The following is a 19425-nucleotide window of genomic DNA, read 5'->3' as shown; positions in this document are numbered from 1 at the left end:
CACGCATCACCCAACGAATCCTGGCCCTGACAGCCGCCATCTGGCACAACAGCCTCACCAGCGCGCCTGTCCTACGCTCCCTGACCCCCTACGACCACTAACCCACCCCTTGGACTTACTCATCTAGCCTGGAGGCATGATTGATCACATCTCGGTGAATGTCAGTGATCCGGTGGCCTCGAAGGCCTTCTATACGGCGGCGCTCGCGCCGTTGGGCTACCGCGTCGCCATGGAGTTCGGTCCGTTCATCGGCCTGGGAGCCCCGGCGCCCGGCGCGTCCGAGGATGGTTCGGTGCGCGCGGACCTGTGGCTGACCCCGACTGAGGAGCCGACGCCCTGCCACATTGCCGTGACGGCGTCGTCGACGGCGCAGGTGGACGCCTTCCACGAGGCGGCTCTGGCGGCGGGCGGCACCGACAACGGCGGGCCCGGCGAGCGCCCGCACTACCACCCCGGTTACTACGGCGCCTTCGTCCTCGATCCGGACGGCAACAACCTCGAGGCCGTCTTCCACGGCACCGGCGACTGAGGCCGGCTCACGCGGCTTAACCCCGCCGCTACCGCCTTTGTCACGGCCGTCGTCGACGGGGACACCTCACGCCTCCGGGGACGGATGGTTTCCTGGTGGGGGCATTCCACGCGTACGGGGACAGGAATCCTGCACCCGTAGGCGTAAGACGTCCCCGCACATGAGGAAAGGTCCCCGTTGACGCGGCATGTCCCCGGCCGGTCCCAAGGCGGGACCGGGGCAGGGGGAGGCGGTGCGCTTAGAGGTCATCTACTTCCGACGTCGGTGCTTCCGCCGGTGATGAGTGCGGACGCGGCGCGCGTGACGCCGATGAGCACCAGGCACAGGCAGAGGGCCCCGGTCAGGAGCGCGGTCAGAACGGTCTTGAGCCAGCGGCGCCCGGAGTGCTCGCCGGCGCGGGTAAGGCCCTGGCTCGTGGGGCGGGAGGTTGTCATCGCAGTCATGACTCCAGACTGCGTGATCGTGGCCCGCGGCACATCGGGCTGGTGGGTGATCCCCCGCCGGTCCATATCCATCCGAAGGAGGGTGAGTGCCGGCGAGCTTCCTACTCAGGTTGGAGACGAGAGGCGGCTGGAGGCGGTCGGCGGGAGGCGGTCCCGGCTGGGGTGCTCCAGGTTGGGGCGTTTCCGGTTGTCGGCGGTGTCGGCCGGCCCCTTCCGTCCTGCGCGGCCGTGGACGGGGGTTCGCGCCTCGTCGTAGAGGCCCTGCAGGCGCTTCCACCCTGCGCGGCCATGGACGGGGACCTTCTGCGCGTACGGGGACAGAAATCCTGCACCCGTTGGCGTGAGATGTCCCCGCGTGTGAGGAAAGGTCCCCGTTGGCGTGAGATGTCCCCGCACGTGAGGAGTACGCGCGGAACACGTGAGGGGTACGTGAGGAAGAGGAACGGGGGTGCGTGATAGGGCGCCGGGGGAGTCCCGTCCGGGCCTGGATGTTCCGGGCTCGCCGCACTACCGTCGAGATCGACTGGTGCTGTCGACTGGCGTCGGCCGGCGACCGGCAACGGAGACCGCCCGGTATCACGGCCTCCGCCCATCGATCCACCCGTTGAGACGTCGACGCCGCCGGGCGACGCCGACCTCCATGTCAGCCGTATGTCAGCCGTATGTTCGCCGCATGTCTGCCAGCATGTCCGCCGGCCCAGCCGCTCGGTGCCGGATCCGCGCCGGCCCCGCACCGACCCTCTATCAGTCCGATTCCAGGAAGGACCCGTCATGACCGCCACCACCGACGAGACCGTCTTCGCCGCCGAGAACGTCTTCGGCAAAGGCGAGGCGAACACCGCCTTCGCCCAGTACTTCACCGGCGAGAGCTTCCTCAAGCCGCTGGTCACCGATCCCGAGTGCGCGGTGAGCGTCCACAACGTCACCTTCGAGCCCGGCTGCCGCAACAACTGGCACATCCACCACGCCGCCTCCGGCGGCGGCCAGGTCCTCATCTGCACGGCCGGCTCGGGCTGGTACCAGGAGGAGGGCCGCGACGCCGTCAGCCTCGAGCCGGGCGACGTCGTCTTCGCCCGCGCCGGCGTCAAGCACTGGCACGGTGCCAAGGCGGACTCCTGGTTCTCCCACATCGCCCTGGGCGTGCCCGGGGACAGCCCCTCCAACGAGTGGCTCGAGCCCGTCGACGACGCCCACTACGACGCCCTCGGCGGCGCCCGCCGATAAATGTCCGGGTGTCTCAGGAAGATATCGAAACGCTCGGCGAGTCGTTCGCCGACGGCTGCCCGGACCCTCTTAGCGCCCTCCCAAACGGTGCGCGGTGGCGCGGAAGGCGTTGCCACCGCGTGTCGCGCGCCCGGCGTGGCGCCCTCTCAGCCCCGGATTTGCCAGATATCACTCAGGTAACTGCTCGCAATCGGCTCAAGATGCCGCAGATACCTCGCAGAGATCTCTAGACTTCAACCATGACTGTGCCTTCAGAGACCTCGGGGACGATCGACCCTCGCGAGGTGTCACTGTATGCCGGCCACTTCGACGCTCTGTGGGGAGTGGCCTGGAGCCCGGACGGCACGCGGCTCCTGTCCGGATCGCACGACGGCACCGCCCGCGTCTGGGACGCGGATCGCGGCACCGAGCTGTTCGCGCTGGCCGGCCCTAGTCTGTCCATCAGCGCGGTGGCCTGGAGCCCCGACGGCACGCGCCTCCTCACCGCGGCGGAGGACCACAGCGTGCGCGTCTGGGACGCGACCACCGGCGCCGACCTGCTGACCCTGGGGGTCGGTGGCTCCGGCGTCGGCGGGGCGGTGGCCTGGAGCCCCGACTCCACCCGCATCCTCACCAGCTTCGACGACGCCTCGGCCCGCATCTGGGACGCCTCCAGCGGTCAGGTGGTGCGCACCCTGTCCGGCCACACGGACCACCTCACCGCCGTGTCCTGGAGCCCCGACGGGACCCGTGTGGCCACGGCCTCCGACGACGGCACCGCCCGGGTCTGGGACGTCACCACCGGCACCGAGCTGCTGCGCGTGGGCCCCATGGCCTTCGTGGGGCGCGGCGGCACGGTGGGCCCCGACGGCAGGCCCGCCCACGTCGGCCCGATCGAGCCGATGACCGGGCTGTCGTGGAGCCCGGACTCGCGTCGCATCATCACCGCCTTCGACTCTGCCGAGCCCCGGGTCTGGGACGCCGCCACCGGCGAGGAGGTCCTGAGCCTGCACGGCCGCGACCGTCGCTGGGTGAGCGTGGTCTCCTGGAGCCCCGACGGCAGCCGCATCGTCACCGACGACATCTCCGGCACCACCGCCCACGTCTGGGACGCCGCCACCGGCGAGGAGCTGCTCAGCCTGCGCGGCCACACCCAGTGGGCCTGCGCCCTGGCGTGGAGTCCGGACTCGCGCCGCGTGGCCACCGGCTCGCACGACGACACCGTGCGCGTCTGGGACGCCGCCACCGGCCAGACCCAGCTCGTCCTTGGGGCCGGCAACTCCGTCGAGACCGTCTCCTGGAGCCCTGACGGCTCCAAGCTCACCATCGGTGCCAAGATCGGCGGCAACCGCGTCTGGGACGCCACCACCGGCGAGCCGCGGCTGACGGTGGACAGCGGCGCCCGCGAGCTGAGTGAGGTCGCCTGGAGCCCGGACGGCACCCGCCTGGCCACCTCCTCCTACCTCTCCCCACGCGTCCTCATCCTCGACGCCGCCACCGGTGACGTCGTCCAGGCCCTGACCGCCGGGGAGGACGACGTCAACGACGTCGCCTGGAGCCCGGACAGCGAGCGCATCCTCACCGGACTGGGTGACGACCGCGCCGCGATCTGGGACGCCGCCCGCGGCGAGCGCGTCCTCACCCTCGAGGGCCACGGCGACATGATCACCTCGGTCGCCTGGAGCCCCAACGGCCAGCGCGTCCTGACCGGCTCCCAGGACGGAACCGCCCGCATCTGGGACGCCACCACCGGGGAGGTCATCCACACCTACACCGGCAACTGGGTGCGCGACGTCGTGTGGACCCAGGGCGGCCCCCGCGTCGTCACCGGCAGCGCCGACGGCGCCGCCCACGTCTGGGACGTCATCACCTCCGGCGAGCTCGTGACGCTGCGCGATGAGGGGGCCATGGTCCGCTCCTACGCGTGGAGCCCCGACGGCGCCCGGGTCCTGGCCGGTTTCGACGACGGCGTCGTACGCGTCTGGGACGAGGTCTCCGGCAAGATCGTCCTGTCCCTGGCCGGCCACCGCTTCGGCGTCACCGACGCCCAGTGGAGCCCCGACGGCACCCGGATCCTCACCGGCTCCGAGGACGGCACGGTGCGCTTGTGGGACGCCACCACCGGCGAGATGACCGGCCTGTTCCTGTGCTTCCTGCCCGACGGCGGGGTCGCCATCCTCGACGCCCCCTCCCTGAGCCTGCGCTCGGGCCCCGGTGAGGTCTGGGACTACCTCGGCCGCCCCGAGATCCTCGCCGGCCAGCTCACCCGCGTGGGGGTGGAGCGGCGCCAGTACATCAACCCCGAGCCGCTGCCCGAGGCCGTCGCGCAGCCCGCTCCGGGCGCCCAGGTCGATGAGACCCCGGCGGCGGAGGAGCCCGCCGCGACCGCCGAATCCGTCGAGGCCGCGCAGGCCGTTGAGCCCACTGAGCCCACCGAGCCCACTGAGCTCGCCGAGTCTGCGCAGGTCACGGAGCAGTCGGAGGAGCGGAGCGGCGCGGCATCGGCGGACTCCGCCCTCGAGCCCGCGCCGGCTGACACCGGTGCCGCCGCGGCCGCTGTCGTGGCCGACGAAGGCGTGACGGTGGAGACTGAGGCGGCGGCCGCCGTCTCCGAGAACATCGAGGCGGCTCCCGAGTCCGTCTCCGAGGCGATCTCGGAGCCCGTGCAGGAGCGGACGGGGACGGAGGAGCCCGCCGCCGAGGCCGAGATCACCACCCCGGTCTCCGCCTCTGAGCCGGAGGACTCGGATGCCGCCCGCCTGGCCCGCCACGCGGCCGAGACCGCCCACACGCCCGCCGAGGTCGCCGCAGCTCCTGCGACCTCGGAGCAGCCGGCTGCGCCGGCCGAGACCGAGCCGGTGGCCGCGCCCACGGGCGAGACCCTCCTCGTCCAGCCCTTCCCCGTCGACCAGGGACTCGTGGACGGCGAGGTGACCGCGCCGGCCGTGACGACGCCGTCGATGGATGAGGCGCCCGTCGCTCCCGCCGAGGGGCAGAGCCTGACTGAGGCCGTCATCGAGACACCGGCCGCCCCGGCACCTCAGACGAGCTCGGCCGGTGCGCGCCGGGCCCGGCACGCGGCCGCCACCGCCCAGACCCCGGACGAGACGGTCACCGAAACGGTCACGGAGGGGGTCGCGGAGCCGGCCGCCGACGTAGTCGCCGAAGAGGCCTCGGACCCGGCCGCACCGACCCAGGTGGCGCAGTCCTCCGGGACGGCCGAGTCGGCCTACGAGCCGGTGGCGGTCCCCGACGTCGAGCACGTCGGTGGTGAGCCGGTGGCCGCGCCCACCGGTGAGACCGTCGCCCACGCCGACCAGTCCGAGCCCGTCCGGGCGGAGGATCCCGAGCAGCCGACGGCCGCCTCCGGTGAGGCCTGGGAGCACGTGGCGGCCTCCGGTCGCACCCCGGCCGACGCCATCGGCCACGAGGGCGAGCAGACCGCTTCGGACCTCTCCGATCAGCCCGGTGAGCCCGTGCAGACGGAGGTCCCCTGGTACGCGGCCTCCGTCGAGGGAGCCGTGCCACCCGCCGCGGATGGAGACGGTGCTGCCGACGGGAAGGCGCCCGAGTCCCAGGCGGCCTCCGGATCCGGGCCCGTCTCCGTGCCGACCGTCTCGACGCCCGAGGATGACGTCGAGGCCCGTGTGGTGAACGAGACTTCGGCCGGGCGGACCAGCACGGGGAGCGCAGAGAACCCGGTGAACCCGGAGAACCCGGAGAACGTTGAGACTCCTGAGGTGCCTGTCGAGGCCACGGAGACCGTAGAGGCCACGGAGGCCGTAGAGGCCACAGAGGTCGCAGAGGTTGCGGAGGTGACCGAGGCGGCCTCCGAGGAGCCCGCCGAGCCCGCCCCGGCCCCCTGGGGGGACGAGGAGCTGCGCCGTCGGATCTACACCGAGGTCCAGGAGTTCGTCGCCGCCATCGCGCGCCGCGACGTCAACGAGCTGGCGAGCCGCTACGGGATCGCCGGCAATGACCTGGCCGGCCTCGACGAGCAGCTGGCCGGCCTGTCCGCCTCCGCCTCGGACCTGGCGCTCTACCCGGTGGAGCAGGCCGACGACTACGTCGACGGCCGCCACCGGCTGAGCCTGAGCGAGCTGGAGGGCGGCGGCGTCGTCATCACCAGCGAGCTGTGGGCCCACGACGCGGCCACCGGCGCGCGCCTCATCGCCCACTGGAACCCCATGGGGATCTACCCCTTCGACTTCCGCGAGGTGAGCGTGTGAGTCATCTCCTGTGAGCGCCCTCCCGCGCATCGCGGCGAGAGTGCGTCCCCGTACCTGCTGGTGCGGGGACGCACTCGGTTCTGGGCCAGGGCCGGCGGGTCGGCCGGAGAAGGGATGGTTGAAGGGGTGTCGAGTGCGGCGGAGTGCGTTGTGGCCAGGGGATATGTGCCGGGGCTGTGAACCGCATAGACTTCCCACCATCAGTGTCACCCACCGAGAGGGGATGTTTGTGTCGACGGTGCAGTACCCGGCACGGGCCCGTGTCGCCGCCTGGGCAGTGCACATCTTGACCATGTCCGGACTGGTGTGGGCCAGCCTGGCCATGCTCGCCACCATTCACCCCCGCCGGGAGTTCGCCTGGATGTGGTTCTGGCTCCTCGTCGCCCTCGTCGTCGACGGCGTCGACGGCACCCTGGCCCGGCGTGCCAAGGTCTCCGAGATCATCCCCTGGTTCGACGGCGGCATCGTGGACATCGTCGTCGACTACCTCACCTGGACCTTCATCCCGGCGGTCTTCATGTACGTGGCGCTGCCGATGGGGCCCAGGCCGGTGGCCGGCCTGCTCATGGCCCTCATCCTGAGCTCGTCGATGTTCTGCTACGCCAACAAGCAGTGGAAGTCCACCGACTACTACTTCGTGGGCTTCCCGGCCGCCTGGAACATCGTGGCCCTCATGTTCTACGTGCTCCAGACCCCGGCCGCCGTCAACATCATCGTCACCCTCGTCTTCGTGGTGCTCACCCTCGTTCCCACCCACTACGCGCACCCGGCGCGGGTCAAGCGCTTCCGCACCCTCAACATCGCCGCGGTGGCCGTGTGGTTCCTGGCCACCTGCTGGTTGGTGGCGATCCACCCCCACCGGCCCCTCGGCCTGGTCGCCGTCATCGTCGTGTCCGGCGGCTGGTTCCTGCTCGCCGGGGTCCTGCGCTCGATCCGCGGCGCCGAGCAGGACACGGCGCCCGCCGGATCCGCTTCCTGACGGGCCTTGCGGGCGCGCGATCAGGCGGCCCGCTGACGCGCAACGGCCACCCGCTCCTGACGCGGGTGGCCGTCTCATCCTGTGACGCAGAAGGCATTCAGCCGGCGCGCGGGGCGCGCAGGCCCCGGGCGACGGCCACGTCCCGCAGCCAGCGCCCGCCCTCGAGCAGGAAGGTGGCCAGCACCAGGCCGATGACCACCATGATGACCCAACCGGGGTAGCCGTGGCCGCGACCGCGGTCGCCGGCCAGGAAGAAGTACACGTAGGGCGCCACGAAGGTGATGAGGGTGACGAGGAACCCGGCGAAGCGGATGCGGCGGCGTCGTCCCGCGACCATCGCGATGATGCCCCACGTGTAGGGCACCGCGGTGACGATGTCGATGGTCCACAGCACCCAGGGGTTGCCGCGGAAGCCGGGGGCGTAGACGGCCGGCAGCGCCCGCAGCGAGGAGTAGATGAACACCGTTGCGTAGGCCAGGAACCGGGGGTTGTGCAGGAGTCGGACGATGCCAGCGCGGGGCACCAGGTCCACCTCCGCCTCGCGCAGGGCGGCCAGGGTGTGCCGCGAGACCCGCAGCGGGTCCGTGCCCTCCAGGACGGTGCGCAGGTAGCCGATCTGCGCTGGTGTCCCGGTGCCCCACTCGTCCAGCAGCCGGCGCGGGCTCACGGCGACGACGACCGACCCGCCCTCCTCGTCGGTGCCATCGGCGGGAGCCTCCCCGCTGCCGTCGGACTCGTCCAGGGAGGCGATGTGGACGAGGTGGTCGCCCAGGAGCGCCCGCAGCCGGTCCAGCTGCGCCGGGCTCACCTCGCTCAGCCACAGGCGCTGCCCGTGCTCGACGGCCAGCGACAGCGCGTGCCCCAGCGCCCAGCCGTGCTCGTCGGGCGTCAGGAGCTCCTCGGGGCCGGTGACGTGGGCGAGCTCGGGCACCTCGGCGACGTTGAAGCGCGTCAGGTCGCCGACCCGGTCGACGACCGCCACCGCTCGCAGGACCTCGGGGTCCAGGACATGGCGCCGGGCGACGGGCAGCTCGGTGACGGAGCGCAGGGCCATGAGGTCCATCATGGAGGAGTGGAAGGCGGGGGCGTGTTCGGACATTGAGGCGAGCCTAGAGGAGTGGGCCCGAGTTGTGTGCATCCTGTGGACCGATGCGGCTCACTCCTCACCGGTGGTCGCGGGCAGGCGCGCAGCCGGCCGGGGCCGCAGCCCGATCCTCGTCTCCGGGCTCAGGCCCGGGCGATGACCTCGCCGTGCACGACGGCGAACCAGGCGTCCTCGCTGGCACCCCACTGCCGCCAGGCCTCGGCCATCGTCGCCAGGTCGGCGCTGCTCGCCAGGCCCAGCTCGACGGCGCGCGGCCCGAAGGAGGTCAGGCTCCGCTGCGCCCAGGTCTCCGACTGCCAGGCGCGGTCGGCCGGCGTGGCGTAGCACCAGGTGGAGGCCGAGGCCGTCACCTCCGTGAAGCCCGCCTGGCGGGCCCAGGTGAGCAGCCGGCTCCCGGCGTCGGGCTCGCCCCCGTTCGCCCGGGCCGTGGCCATGTACACCGAGCGCCACAGCTCCATGCCCCGGGGCTGCGGGAACCAGGCCTTGGCGGAGTAGACGGCGTCACGCACGGCCACGATCCCGCCGGGGCGGGTCACCCGCCGCATCTCGGCCAGGGCCCCCACCGGGTCACCGAGGTGCTGGAGGACCTGGTGGGCGTGGACGACGTCGAAGGCGTCGTCGTCGAAGGGCAGGGCCATGACGTCTCCGTCGGTCAGCTCCACCCGCCCGGCCAGGCCCCGCTCGCCCAGCGTCGCCCGGGCGGCCTCCAGCGCGCCCGCGGCGGCGTCCAGGCCGACGACCCGCCCGGGGGCGACGCGCTCGGCCAGGTCCGCGGTGATGGTCGCCGGCCCGCAGCCGACGTCGAGCAGATCCATGCCGGCGTGCAGGTGGGGGAGCAGGTAGGCGGCCGAGTCCTCGGCTCGACGACGCGAGTGCGCACTCAGGACCGCCGCGCCGTGGCCGTGGGTGTAGCGGACCGTGCCGTGGGCGTCCCCGCCGGAAGCGCCTGGCGCCGTCGGCCCGTCCGAACCGGCCGAGTCGACTGAATGACCTGAGCCGCCTGAGCTGTCTGAGTTGTCCGGATACTGTTCACTGCTCATGCCTCGATCATCCGAGACATGTGACCTCGGCTGCTTGATCGTCCGATATGCGGCCTTTGCGACGGCCATGTTTCCTCCGGATCGCGAGATGTTTCGTCTCAGTGAACGTCTCGGTGGAAGTCTTTTCGCGGCGCCGCGGCGACCAGCCAGGTGCTGAGCTTATTCCGCTAGGCGAAGGAGTCCCCCATGCAGGACGTTGTTGAGAAGGTCTACGAGCAGGTTGTGGCTCGCAACCGTGGAGAGGTCGAGTTCCACCAGGCCGTCCACGAGGTGCTGGAGTCCCTCGATCCCGTCATCGCCAAGCACCCCCACTACGCCGAGGGCGCCCTCCTGGAGCGCATCGTCGAGCCCGAGCGCCAGATCATGTTCCGGGTCCCGTGGGTCGACGACGCCGGCCAGGTCCACGTCAACCGCGGCTTCCGCATCGAGTTCAACTCCGCGCTGGGCCCCTACAAGGGCGGCCTGCGCTTCCACCCCTCGGTCAACGCCGGCATCATCAAGTTCCTCGGTTTTGAGCAGATCTTCAAGAACGCCCTGACCGCCCAGGGCATCGGCGGCGGCAAGGGCGGCTCCGACTTCGACCCGCACGGCCGCTCCGACGCCGAGGTCATGCGCTTCTGCCAGTCCTTCATGACCGAGCTCCAGCGCCACATCGGCCCGTCCACCGACGTCCCCGCCGGCGACATCGGCGTGGGCGGCCGCGAGATCGGCTACATGTTCGGCCAGTACAAGCGCATCCGTAACTCCTACGACGCCGGTGTCCTCACCGGCAAGGGCCTGGCCTGGGGTGGCTCCCTCGTGCGCACCGAGGCCACCGGCTACGGCGCCGTGCTCTTCGCCCAGTCCATGCTCGCCACCAAGGGCGACTCCCTGGAGGGCAAGAAGGTCATCGTCTCCGGTGCCGGCAACGTGGCGATCTACGCCATCGAGAAGGCCCAGCAGCTCGGCGCCACCCCCATCACCTTCTCCGACTCCTCCGGCTACGTCGTCGACGAGGCCGGTGTGGACCTCGAGCTGCTCAAGCAGGTCAAGGAGGTTGAGCGCGGCCGCGTGGCCGACTACGTCGAGCGCCGCCCCGGTGCCCGCCTCGTGACCGGCGGCTCCGTGTGGGACGTCCCCGGCGACGTCGCCCTGCCCTGCGCCACCCAGAACGAGCTCGACGGCGACGCCGCGGCCACCCTGCTGCGTGGCGGCTGCGGCGTGGTCTCCGAGGGCGCCAACATGCCCTCCACCCCCGAGGCCGTCGAGGCCTTCCAGAAGGCCGGCATCCTGTTCGGCCCCGGTAAGGCTGCCAACGCCGGTGGCGTGGCCACCTCCGCACTCGAGATGGAGCAGAACGCCGGCCGCACCCGCTGGGACTTCGCCACCGCCGAGGCCAAGCTGACCGGCATCATGGCCGACATCCACGACTCCTGCGTCGCAGCGGCCGAGGAGTACGGCCGTCCCGGCGACTACGTGCTCGGCGCCAACGCGGCCGGTTTCACCCGCGTCGCCGACGTCATGATCGCCCACGGCATCGTCTGATGCTCGGCTGACACCGGCTGATCCGGGCCTGCGCCCGCAGCGGCGGCGTCCGTCTCCTCCCCATGGAGGTGGCGGACGCCGTCGTCGTTGCGTGACGGGGTGGCGGGCGGGATCGACGCTCTTGGCAACCATCCGCGCGGCTCGTTCCTCACCGCGCTCCCGCCAGGCCCGTCCACGCCTACGAGCGCCGATCCCGCCCGCCTCGGGTGCCGCTCCTCGTGACCCGCAGTGCGTCGGTAACGGCCAAGCAATCTACCGACTGGATGAGATCGTAAAAAATACTGCAAAATCTCTGGGAGGGGCGTATCGTGGAGATGTTCCCTTCCTCACGTAATCCCGATCTCCATCCCTACGTCCCATGAGGATTGACATGAGAATATTTCCAGCTCGGGGAGCACGAGTCTGCGCTGCGTTGAGCGCCCTGCTCGTGGCAGCACTGACTCCCGTGGGCGGTTCTGTGGTTGCCGTTCCGGCGGCGTCCCTGACGGCACCGGCCGCCGCCGTCGAGAAGCCTCCCGATAACCCCGAGGAGGCGGAGGAGCCTGAGGAGTCTGAGGGGCCCGGCGATACGGTGCGTATCAAGCTGGTGAGTATCGCCGACCTCCACGGCCACTACTATGCGACTACCGGGTACAACCCTGACACCGATGACTACGACGGCCCCAAGGATCCCGGACTGGACCGAATCGACTGCGCCGTCAGCGGGATTCGCGAGGACTTCCCCAACACGCTGTTCGTCTCCACCGGGGGCAATATCGGGGCCTCGCCCTATACGTCCTCCTTCGTGCAGGACCTTCCCGTCATGCGTGGGCTCACCGTCATGGGGCTGGATGTCTCCGCCCTGGGGGTCCATGATCTCGAAGGCGGGCTGAAGGACCTCGAGGAACGAGTCCTTCCCACCGTCGACTTCCCCGTTCTGGCGGCGAATGTATCCGGCTCCGCCTCCCTCAGTGCCGAGGGAAACGGGAACGGGGTCTATATCAAGGAGGTTGACGGGGTTCGGGTGGGCTTCATCGGTGTGGTGACCGATGACCTGCCGGGGCTGGTCTCCTCCTCGACGCGGGAGCAGCTGACCGTCGCTCCGGCCGTGGCCACGGCCAACGCCCGGGCTGCCGAGCTCAAGGACGGTGATCCGGCCAATGGTGAGGCCGACGTCGTCGTCGTGCTCAGCCACGAGGACGCGGCCTCCACCGCGACACGCTTCTCCAGGAACGTCGACGCCGTCGTCGGTGGCCGCAGCGGACGGGAGTACGGGCAGCCCGTCACCGGGGTCGAGGGAAACATCATTCCCGTCGTCCAGCCCGGCCGCTACGGTCGGAGCTTCGGCGACATGCTTCTCGAGTTCAATCGAACGACCGGGGAGACGTCGGCCTACTACGCGAGTACCACACCGGTCGAAAGCTATGACTGCTTCCAAGGAACTCCGGGGCTGGAGGACATCACCCGGGGGAACTGGGGCACTATCGACGCCGTCGCGAAGCAGCCGCTGGCGCATATCGGGGCCGACTTCCTGCGGGGCTCGGACGGAAGCGTCCTGGACACGAATACGGGCGCGGAGTCCACAGCCGCCGACCTGGTCGCCGAGTCCTACCGCAGCTGGGTGGCCGACATCAAACCTCCTGGTGCCGACCACTACGTCGGCCTGGTCAAGGCCAATGACATCAAGGACGACCTCACCTACCTCGAGTCCGGCAGCTACGAGGACCTCAAACGGCCGGATCAGGACGGCCTCGTCTCCTACGGTGAGGCGCTAGCCGTCCAGCCCGACAACAAGGAGCTGGCCTACACCACCCTGACCGGCGCCGAGCTCAAGGCACTGGTGGCCCAGCAGTGGCGGCCCCAGGCGGGCCCGTCCGTCCTCAACCTGGGACTGTCCTCCAACGTGGACGTCATCGTGGACCCCGGGGCGACGGCCGAGCGCGGGACCGTTCCCGCGATCCGTGAGCTCCGGGTCGACGGCCGGGTCCTGGCCGACTCGGACACGGTGGTGGTGGCCTCGACCCGCGAGCTGCTCTACGACGGCGTCGACTTCACCGTCCCCGACGAGAAGGTCATCGTCGACGTCGGCTCGCTCCAGCACCACGTCTTCATCTCCTACCTGCGCTCCCTCGGGGATGAGCCGGTGATGCCCGCATACTCCAAGCGCCAGGTGGGCATGAGTGCGACGCCGAAGCCGGACCAGGCCGGCACGGTGACGGTCACGATGGACTCCCTGGCCTACACCAACGCCTCCGAACGGGGCCTCGGTGCGCAGCGGGTCCGCGCCCTGTCCGGGGGCAAGGAGTTCTTCAGCCAGAGCATCGACCTGACCGTGGACCGCACCGGCCCCACCACGGGGAAGGCGAGCTTCGACCTCACCATCCCCACCGACGCCCCGACGACGACTTGCCGGGCCGTCACCGCGGAGAACTGCCGCTGGGTGGCGCTGGAGTCGGTGGACGCCTCCGGCACGGTCCTCAACAGCTTCTACGTCGAGGTGCCGGCCACTGAGCAGCCCACTGAGCAGTCCACCGAGCAGCCCACCGCGACGCCGTCGGCCACGCGCGGCCCGCAGTCGGCCCCCTCCGCGACGGGCGCCACCGCGTCGGCGGGGCCGTCCACGGCTCCGAGCGCGCCGGCGCCCGGGGGAGAGGACTCCCGGCAGCCGGCGGGTGACGGCGCCGGAGACGGGCACGCGGGTGAGTCTCCATCCGCAATACCCGCAGGCGGTGTTCCTGCACATCCCGAGGGCTCCGTCGGCGTCGGCGGACTGCCCCCGACGGCAAGCGGGAGAGGCGCCGGCGCCCCCGACGCCCGCGGCGGGGCCGATGGCAAGCCGGTCGGCGGCTCGGGCGGCTGGCCCCTGGCCCGCACCGGTGCCTCGCTGAGCGCCGGCATCATCGCCCTGGCTCTGACCACCGGCGGCTACCTCATCCTGCGCCGCAGACGGCGGGAAGGGTGAAGGGCTCCGATGACCCGCTGCCATCGCCTCCACTGCCTCCACGTCATCCCCACACGCTTTTCGCACTGACTTAAGGAACATCATGAGACTCATATCGCGACGGCGCGGACGAGTCTGCGCCGCATTCGGTGCCCTGGCCCTCGCCGCGCTCAGCCCTCTATCCGTCGCCGCCCCCGCCGGCATGGTGCGCGCCCCGGGTGCCGGACTTTCCACGGCCGCTCTTCCCGCACAGTCCCCGGACGGAGGCGTCGACATCGACCTCGTCGGCATCTCCGACCTGCACGGATATATCGAGACGGTTTTTCAGAAGGACCCGGAGACCGGAGAGTCGAATTACCCTCATCTCGACCTGCCCGGCGCGGTGACCCTGGCATGCAATGTCGGCAAGGTGCACACCGCCAATCCCAACACCCTGTTCGTCTCCGCGGGGGACAATATCGGCGCGTCCTACTACGGCTCCTCGGTCACCGACGATGAGGGGACACTGACTGTCCTCAACAGGACTCTTCTGACCGCTTCGGCGATGGGCGTCCATGAGCTCGATCATGGCCTCGGTGACCTGGAGGGACGTGTCCTTCCGTATGCGAACTTCCCCGTTCTGGCGGCGAACGTCTCGGGCTCGGATGCCCTGGACGCCGAGGGGAACGGGCGCGGGGTCTCTATCAAGGAGGTTGATGGGGTTCGTGTGGGCTTCATCGGTGTGGTGACCGATGACCTGCCGGGTCTGGTCTCCTCCTCCACGCGGGAGCAGCTCACTGTCGCTCCGGCCGTGGCCACGGCCAACGCCCGGGCGGCCGAGCTCAAGGACGGGGATCCGGCCAATGGTGAGGCCGACGTCGTCGTCGTGCTCAGCCACGAGGACGCGGCCTCCACCGCGACACGCTTCTCCAGGAACGTCGACGCCGTCTTCGCCGGGCGCAGCCACGTCCCCTACGCACAGACCGTGACGGGAGTCGACGGCAACCGGATCGCCGTCATCCAGCCCGACCACTACGGTCTGATGCTCGGCATGGTTCGCCTCAACTACGACCGGGATGCCAAACAGGTCTCCATCGTCAGTATGGAGAACCGGGACCTACGGGAGAACTACTGCTATGAAAGCCCTTTTGAGTCCGTCGATATCTTCTCCGGCAAGCTCTACAACAAGATGATGGATCTGGGGGCCGCACGGCAGGTCGCGTGGATCGGGGCCGACTACCTGCGCGGCTCGGACGGCGTGACCCCGGGGGCTCATTCGGGCACCGAGTCCACGGCCGCCGATCTGGTGGCGGAGTCCTACCGGTACTGGGTCGCGGATATCGATCCCGCCGGTGAGCCGGCGTCCTCCGCTCACTACGTGGGGGTCGTTCGGGCCGACGACCTCAAAGCCGATTTCCGGTACAGGAGCACCGGGAACTATCACGGAGAGGTGCCTGCCGATGAGGTCGATGGCGTCTTCACGGTCGACGAGATCCGCAATGTGTCCCCCGACGACAAGGAAATGGGCTACGTCCCCATGAGCGGCGCCGAGCTCAAGGCCCTCATCGCCCAGCAGTGGCGCCCCGGCGCCGAACCGCCGGCTCTCCAGCTGGGACTGTCCGCCAACGTCGACGTCATCATGAATCCCGTCTCCCGGACCGAGGACGGTGCCGCCCCCTCGGTCCGCGAGGTTCGGGTCGACGATCAGGTGCTCGCCGACACGGATACGGTCGTGGTGGCCTCCACCACCGAGCTGCTCACCGGTGGGGCCGGCTTCACCCTTCCCAGCGAGAGCCGGACCGTGAACGTCGGCTCGCTCGGACGCGACGCCACCACCCGCTACCTGGCCTCCTTCAACCACCAGCTGCTCAGACCGAGCTACGTCAAGCGGCAGGTGGGCATGAGCGTGACACCCAAGGTGGGAAGCACGGACACGGTCTCGGTGAGCATGGACTCCCTGGCCTACACCCACCCCACCGAGCAGGCCCTGGGGGCCCGCCGTGTGCGCGCCGTGTCCGGGGACAAGGAGGTCTTCAGCCAGAGCATCGACCTGACCGTGGACTCCTCCGGTCCCACCACGGGCAAGGCCGACTTCGACCTCACCATTCCCGCGGACGCACCCACCGGAGCCTGCCGCAGCGTGGAGGCGCCGAGCTGTCGCTCGGTCACCGTGGAGTCCGTCGACGGCGTCGGCACGGTCCTCAACAGCTTCTACGTCGAGGTGCCGGCCACCGAGCAGCCCACCGCGCAGCCCGAGGCGACGGCGTCGGCCACACCCGGCACGCAGCCGGATCCGTCCGCGACCCCGGCTCCGGAACCGGGGGCGAGCGCCACCCCGTCCGACGGGACCGCCTCCCGGCAGCCGGAGGGTGAGGCCCCCGGGGACGGCCAGGCGGCCGCCTCCCCGACGCCGACGCCCGGCGACGGCTCCACCGCGGCCCCGAGTGGGGATCGGGCGACCGGGCCCGCAGGCGGGTCTGCTGCCAGTCCCACGGCGCCCGTCGGCGTCGGCGGCCTGCCTCCCACCACACGTGGGGGAGGCGCCGGCGCACCCGACGCCCGCGGCGGGGCCGACGGCAAGCCGGCCGGCGGCTCGGGAGGCTGGCCCCTGGCCAGCACCGGGGTGTCACTGAGCGCCGGCGTCATCGCCCTGACCCTCGTCGTCGGCGGCTACCTCATCCTGCGACGCAGACGGCAGGCCGACTGACTCCGCAATGAGAGAGGCCGGAGAAGCCCATGACCGCGCCCGCCGCCCCCGCTCGGGGTGGCGGGCGCCGTCATCATCCAGGGAATCAACCGACCCCGTGAAAAAGAAGATATAAATGGGTGGGCCCATCCGGCTGCGCGCGTTCCCTCCCCGCAGCAGACCCGGCATGACCGCCCCGATCCCCGTCCCCGCGCCTGACAGAGAACCACGAAGGAACGACATGCGACTGCTCCCCACGCGCGCCGCCCGGGCAGGCTCCGCCCTGGTGGCGCTCGCCCTGGCCGCCCTCGGCCCCCTCGCCCCGCCCGCCGGCGCCGAGGAACCGGCCCCGCCGGCTGCGGCCCCCGCGGCTCCGGCCGCCGGCACCACCACCATCGACCTGCTGGGGATCACCGACCTGCACGGCCACATCTCCCGCACCACCCGGACCGACCGCGACACCGGCCAGACATCCGTCGAGGACCCCGGCGCCGTCACCCTGGCCTGCGAGGTCTCCGCCGCCCGCGCCGCCAACCCCAACACCCTGTTCGTCTCCGCCGGTGACTCCGTGGGCGGCTCGGCCTACGTCTCCTCCATCCTCCAGGACCGCCCCACCATCGATGCGCTCAACGCCATGGATCTGGACGTCTCCGCCCTGGGCAACCACGAGCTCGACCAGGGCCTGAGCGACCTCGAGGACCGCATCCTGCCCGCCTCCGACTTCCCGATCCTGGCCACCAACGTCTCCGGCTCGGCGCCCCTGACCGCCGAGGGTGGTGGGCGGGGCGCCTACATCAAGGAGGTGGGCGGCGTGCGCGTCGGCTTCGTCGGCGCCGTCACCGACGAGCTGCCCACCCTCGTGTCGCCCTCGGCCCTGTCCACCCTCACCCTGAGCCCCGCCGTCGCCGCAGCCAACGCCCGGGCGGCCGAGCTCAAGGACGGGGACCCCGCCAACGGCGAGGCCGACGTCGTCGTCGTGCTCAGTCACGAGGATGCCGCCGCCACCGCCACGAGCTTCGGCGGGAGCGTCGACGCCGTCTTCTCCGGGCACACCCACGTGCCCTTCGCCCAGACCGTCACCGGGGCCGAGGGCAACCGGATCGCCGTCGTCCAGGCCGACCACTACGGCTGGGCGCTCGGACGCATCCGACTGAGCCACGACCCCGCCACCGGCAAGACCGCCGTGGTCAGCGCCGACAACCAGGACCTGCGCACCTCCAGCTGCACCGCCGACGCCTACGGCGTCGCCGGGATCGTTTCCCAGGCGGAGAAGGACTCCGCCACCGAGGGCGGCAAGCCGCTGGCCCGGATCGGATCGGACTTCCTGCGCGGATCGGACGGTACCGGCCCCGGCTCCCATCGCGGCACCGAGTCCACCGCCTCCGACCTCATCGCCGAGTCCTTCCGCAGCTGGCTCGCCACCGACATCCAGCCCGCCGGCTCCACCCGGTACATCGGCATCATGAACGCCGGCGGTGTGCGCGCCGACCTCCTCCACGCCGCATCCGGCACCGAGGGCGACGGCGTCCTGACCTCCGGGGAGGCCTACACCGTCCAGCCCTTCGGCAACGAGATGGCCTACACCACCCTGACCGGTGCGGAGCTGAGGACCCTCCTGTCCCAGCAGTGGCAGCCCGGCTCCAGCCGGCCCGTCCTCACCCTGGGGCTGTCCAGCAACGTCGATGTCCTCACCGAGGTCAGCGGCGGGGACGGAGCCGCCCCCGCGATCCGCGAGATCCTCGTCGATGGTGCGCCCCTGGCCGACGATGAGACGGTCGTCGTTGCCTCGAACTCCTTCCTCCTGGCGGGCGGCGACGGGTACACGGTCCTCAAGGACAGGCCGGCGACCAACACCGGCGTCCTCGACCGCGACGTCACCTCCGCCTACCTGGCCTCCTTCGGCGACCAGCCCGTCAAGGCCGGCTACTCCAAGCGGCAGGTCGGAATGACGGTGGAGCCCGTGTACGTCGGCTCGGGAGGCAGGACCGCTCCCGATCGGGTCTCGGTGACCATGGACTCCCTCGCCTACACCAACGCCTCCGAGCAGGCCGCCGGCGCCCGGCGCGTACGCGGGAGCTCCGGGGGCACGGAGATTCTCAGCCAGGACCTCGACCTCACCGTCGACCCCACCGGTCCGACCACCGGGAAGGTGGGGTTCGACCTCACGGTCCCCGATGACGCCCCCACCCGCGCCTGCCGCACCGTGCAGGCCGACACCTGCCGCTGGGTCGCCGTCGAGACGCTCGACTCCGAGGGCACGGTGCTCAACAGCTACTCGGTCGAGGTCGAGGCCCGGGGTGCGAGTGGCGTCGGAGACGGCTCCGACAGTGCTGCGGGGGACTCGGGTGGTGCCGCGGATGAGTCCGGTGACACCGGGGGCTCGGGCGCCGACACGTCCGGCCCGCAGGCCGGCGGCGGTACGGAGCAGTCCACAGGAGTGGGCGTGGCGGCAGCTCCCGCTACCACTGCTCCGGTCGGCGCACCCGGCGCGGAGGGGGCGCGTGCGACGCAGGAACCCGTTCGGGCAGCCGGGCCGGACAGCGACGGCCCCCTGGCCCGCACCGGTGCCTCGCTGGGTGCGGGCGCGCTCGCTCTCGCCCTGCTCGCTGCGGGCGCCTACCTGAGCCTGTGCCGGCGTCGGGCCTGATGGCGCTCGCCGCGGGACGGCCTCCTCGGTGCGAGAGCCTCCAGAGCGCATCGCTGTGACGGGGCCGCTGTGACGTGGCCGTCGTGTCCGTGCCGGTCAGAGCGCTGCGTGTCGGTGCGACCGGCCGTCACGGCTCGAAGG

11 protein-coding genes are annotated in these 19425 nt (G+C 71.1%); 8 read left to right on the top strand and 3 right to left on the bottom strand.

Annotation, left to right across the window (positions count from 1 at the left end):
• The first annotated feature begins 136 nt into the window (after positions 1–136).
• A complete protein-coding gene (locus HCR68_RS11570; protein ID WP_167149627.1) occupies positions 137–529 on the top strand; it encodes a VOC family protein in 393 nt (130 codons plus the stop codon).
• A gap of 245 nt (positions 530–774) precedes the next feature.
• On the opposite strand, the gene HCR68_RS11565 is transcribed toward HCR68_RS11570, so the two are convergent.
• Positions 775–972 carry a hypothetical protein gene (locus tag HCR68_RS11565; protein WP_167149625.1) on the bottom strand — a complete coding sequence of 66 codons (198 nt, stop codon included), beginning with the start codon at positions 970–972 and terminating at the stop codon, positions 775–777.
• 771 nt (positions 973–1743) lie between these two features.
• Here HCR68_RS11565 and HCR68_RS11560 point away from each other — a divergent pair.
• From HCR68_RS11560 to HCR68_RS11550, 3 genes are all read left to right on the top strand, one after another.
• Positions 1744–2196, top strand: a complete 453-nt coding sequence (locus tag HCR68_RS11560; RefSeq protein ID WP_167149623.1) for a cupin domain-containing protein — start codon at positions 1744–1746, stop codon at positions 2194–2196.
• A 239-nt stretch (positions 2197–2435) separates the two neighbouring features.
• Positions 2436–6404 (top strand): WD40 repeat domain-containing protein, encoded by a 3969-nt coding sequence (locus HCR68_RS11555; RefSeq protein ID WP_167149621.1) that lies wholly within the window; start codon positions 2436–2438, stop codon positions 6402–6404.
• Between the two features lie 229 nt (positions 6405–6633).
• Positions 6634–7383: a CDP-alcohol phosphatidyltransferase family protein gene (locus tag HCR68_RS11550; RefSeq protein WP_167149619.1), complete on the top strand. Its 750-nt coding sequence runs from the start codon at positions 6634–6636 to the stop codon at positions 7381–7383.
• 97 nt (positions 7384–7480) lie between these two features.
• Here the strand turns inward: HCR68_RS11550 and HCR68_RS11545 are convergent, their stop codons facing one another.
• Together HCR68_RS11545 and HCR68_RS11540 are read right to left on the bottom strand one after the other, a co-directional pair.
• The gene (locus HCR68_RS11545) at positions 7481–8482 is read right to left on the bottom strand and encodes a hypothetical protein (RefSeq protein ID WP_167149616.1); all 1002 of its coding nucleotides are present in this window, start codon (positions 8480–8482) and stop codon (positions 7481–7483) included.
• Positions 8483–8610: 128 nt separating this feature from the next.
• Positions 8611–9528 (bottom strand): class I SAM-dependent methyltransferase, encoded by a 918-nt coding sequence (locus HCR68_RS11540; RefSeq protein WP_167149614.1) that lies wholly within the window; start codon positions 9526–9528, stop codon positions 8611–8613.
• A 186-nt stretch (positions 9529–9714) separates the two neighbouring features.
• Between HCR68_RS11540 and gdhA the strand changes: the two genes are divergently transcribed.
• The 4 genes from gdhA to HCR68_RS11520 all read left to right on the top strand — a co-directional run bounded on the left by gdhA (position 9715) and on the right by HCR68_RS11520 (position 19284).
• Complete coding sequence (gene gdhA, locus HCR68_RS11535; RefSeq protein WP_167149612.1) at positions 9715–11052, top strand: NADP-specific glutamate dehydrogenase; 1338 nt, start codon at positions 9715–9717, stop codon at positions 11050–11052.
• A gap of 427 nt (positions 11053–11479) precedes the next feature.
• On the top strand, positions 11480–13993 hold the full coding sequence (locus HCR68_RS11530; RefSeq protein ID WP_347878331.1) for a 5'-nucleotidase C-terminal domain-containing protein: 2514 nt from the start codon (positions 11480–11482) through the stop codon (positions 13991–13993).
• Positions 13994–14075: 82 nt separating this feature from the next.
• Positions 14076–16658 carry a bifunctional metallophosphatase/5'-nucleotidase gene (locus tag HCR68_RS11525; protein WP_167149608.1) on the top strand — a complete coding sequence of 861 codons (2583 nt, stop codon included), beginning with the start codon at positions 14076–14078 and terminating at the stop codon, positions 16656–16658.
• A 220-nt stretch (positions 16659–16878) separates the two neighbouring features.
• On the top strand, positions 16879–19284 hold the full coding sequence (locus tag HCR68_RS11520) for a bifunctional UDP-sugar hydrolase/5'-nucleotidase (protein ID WP_167149606.1): 2406 nt from the start codon (positions 16879–16881) through the stop codon (positions 19282–19284).
• The last annotated feature ends 141 nt before the right edge of the window (positions 19285–19425 follow it).

It is taken from the genome of Actinomyces sp. ZJ308 (assembly GCF_011752065.1).
In the GTDB taxonomy this organism is placed as follows: domain Bacteria; phylum Actinomycetota; class Actinomycetes; order Actinomycetales; family Actinomycetaceae; genus Actinomyces.
This window is presented reverse-complemented; position numbering and strand designations above follow the sequence as displayed.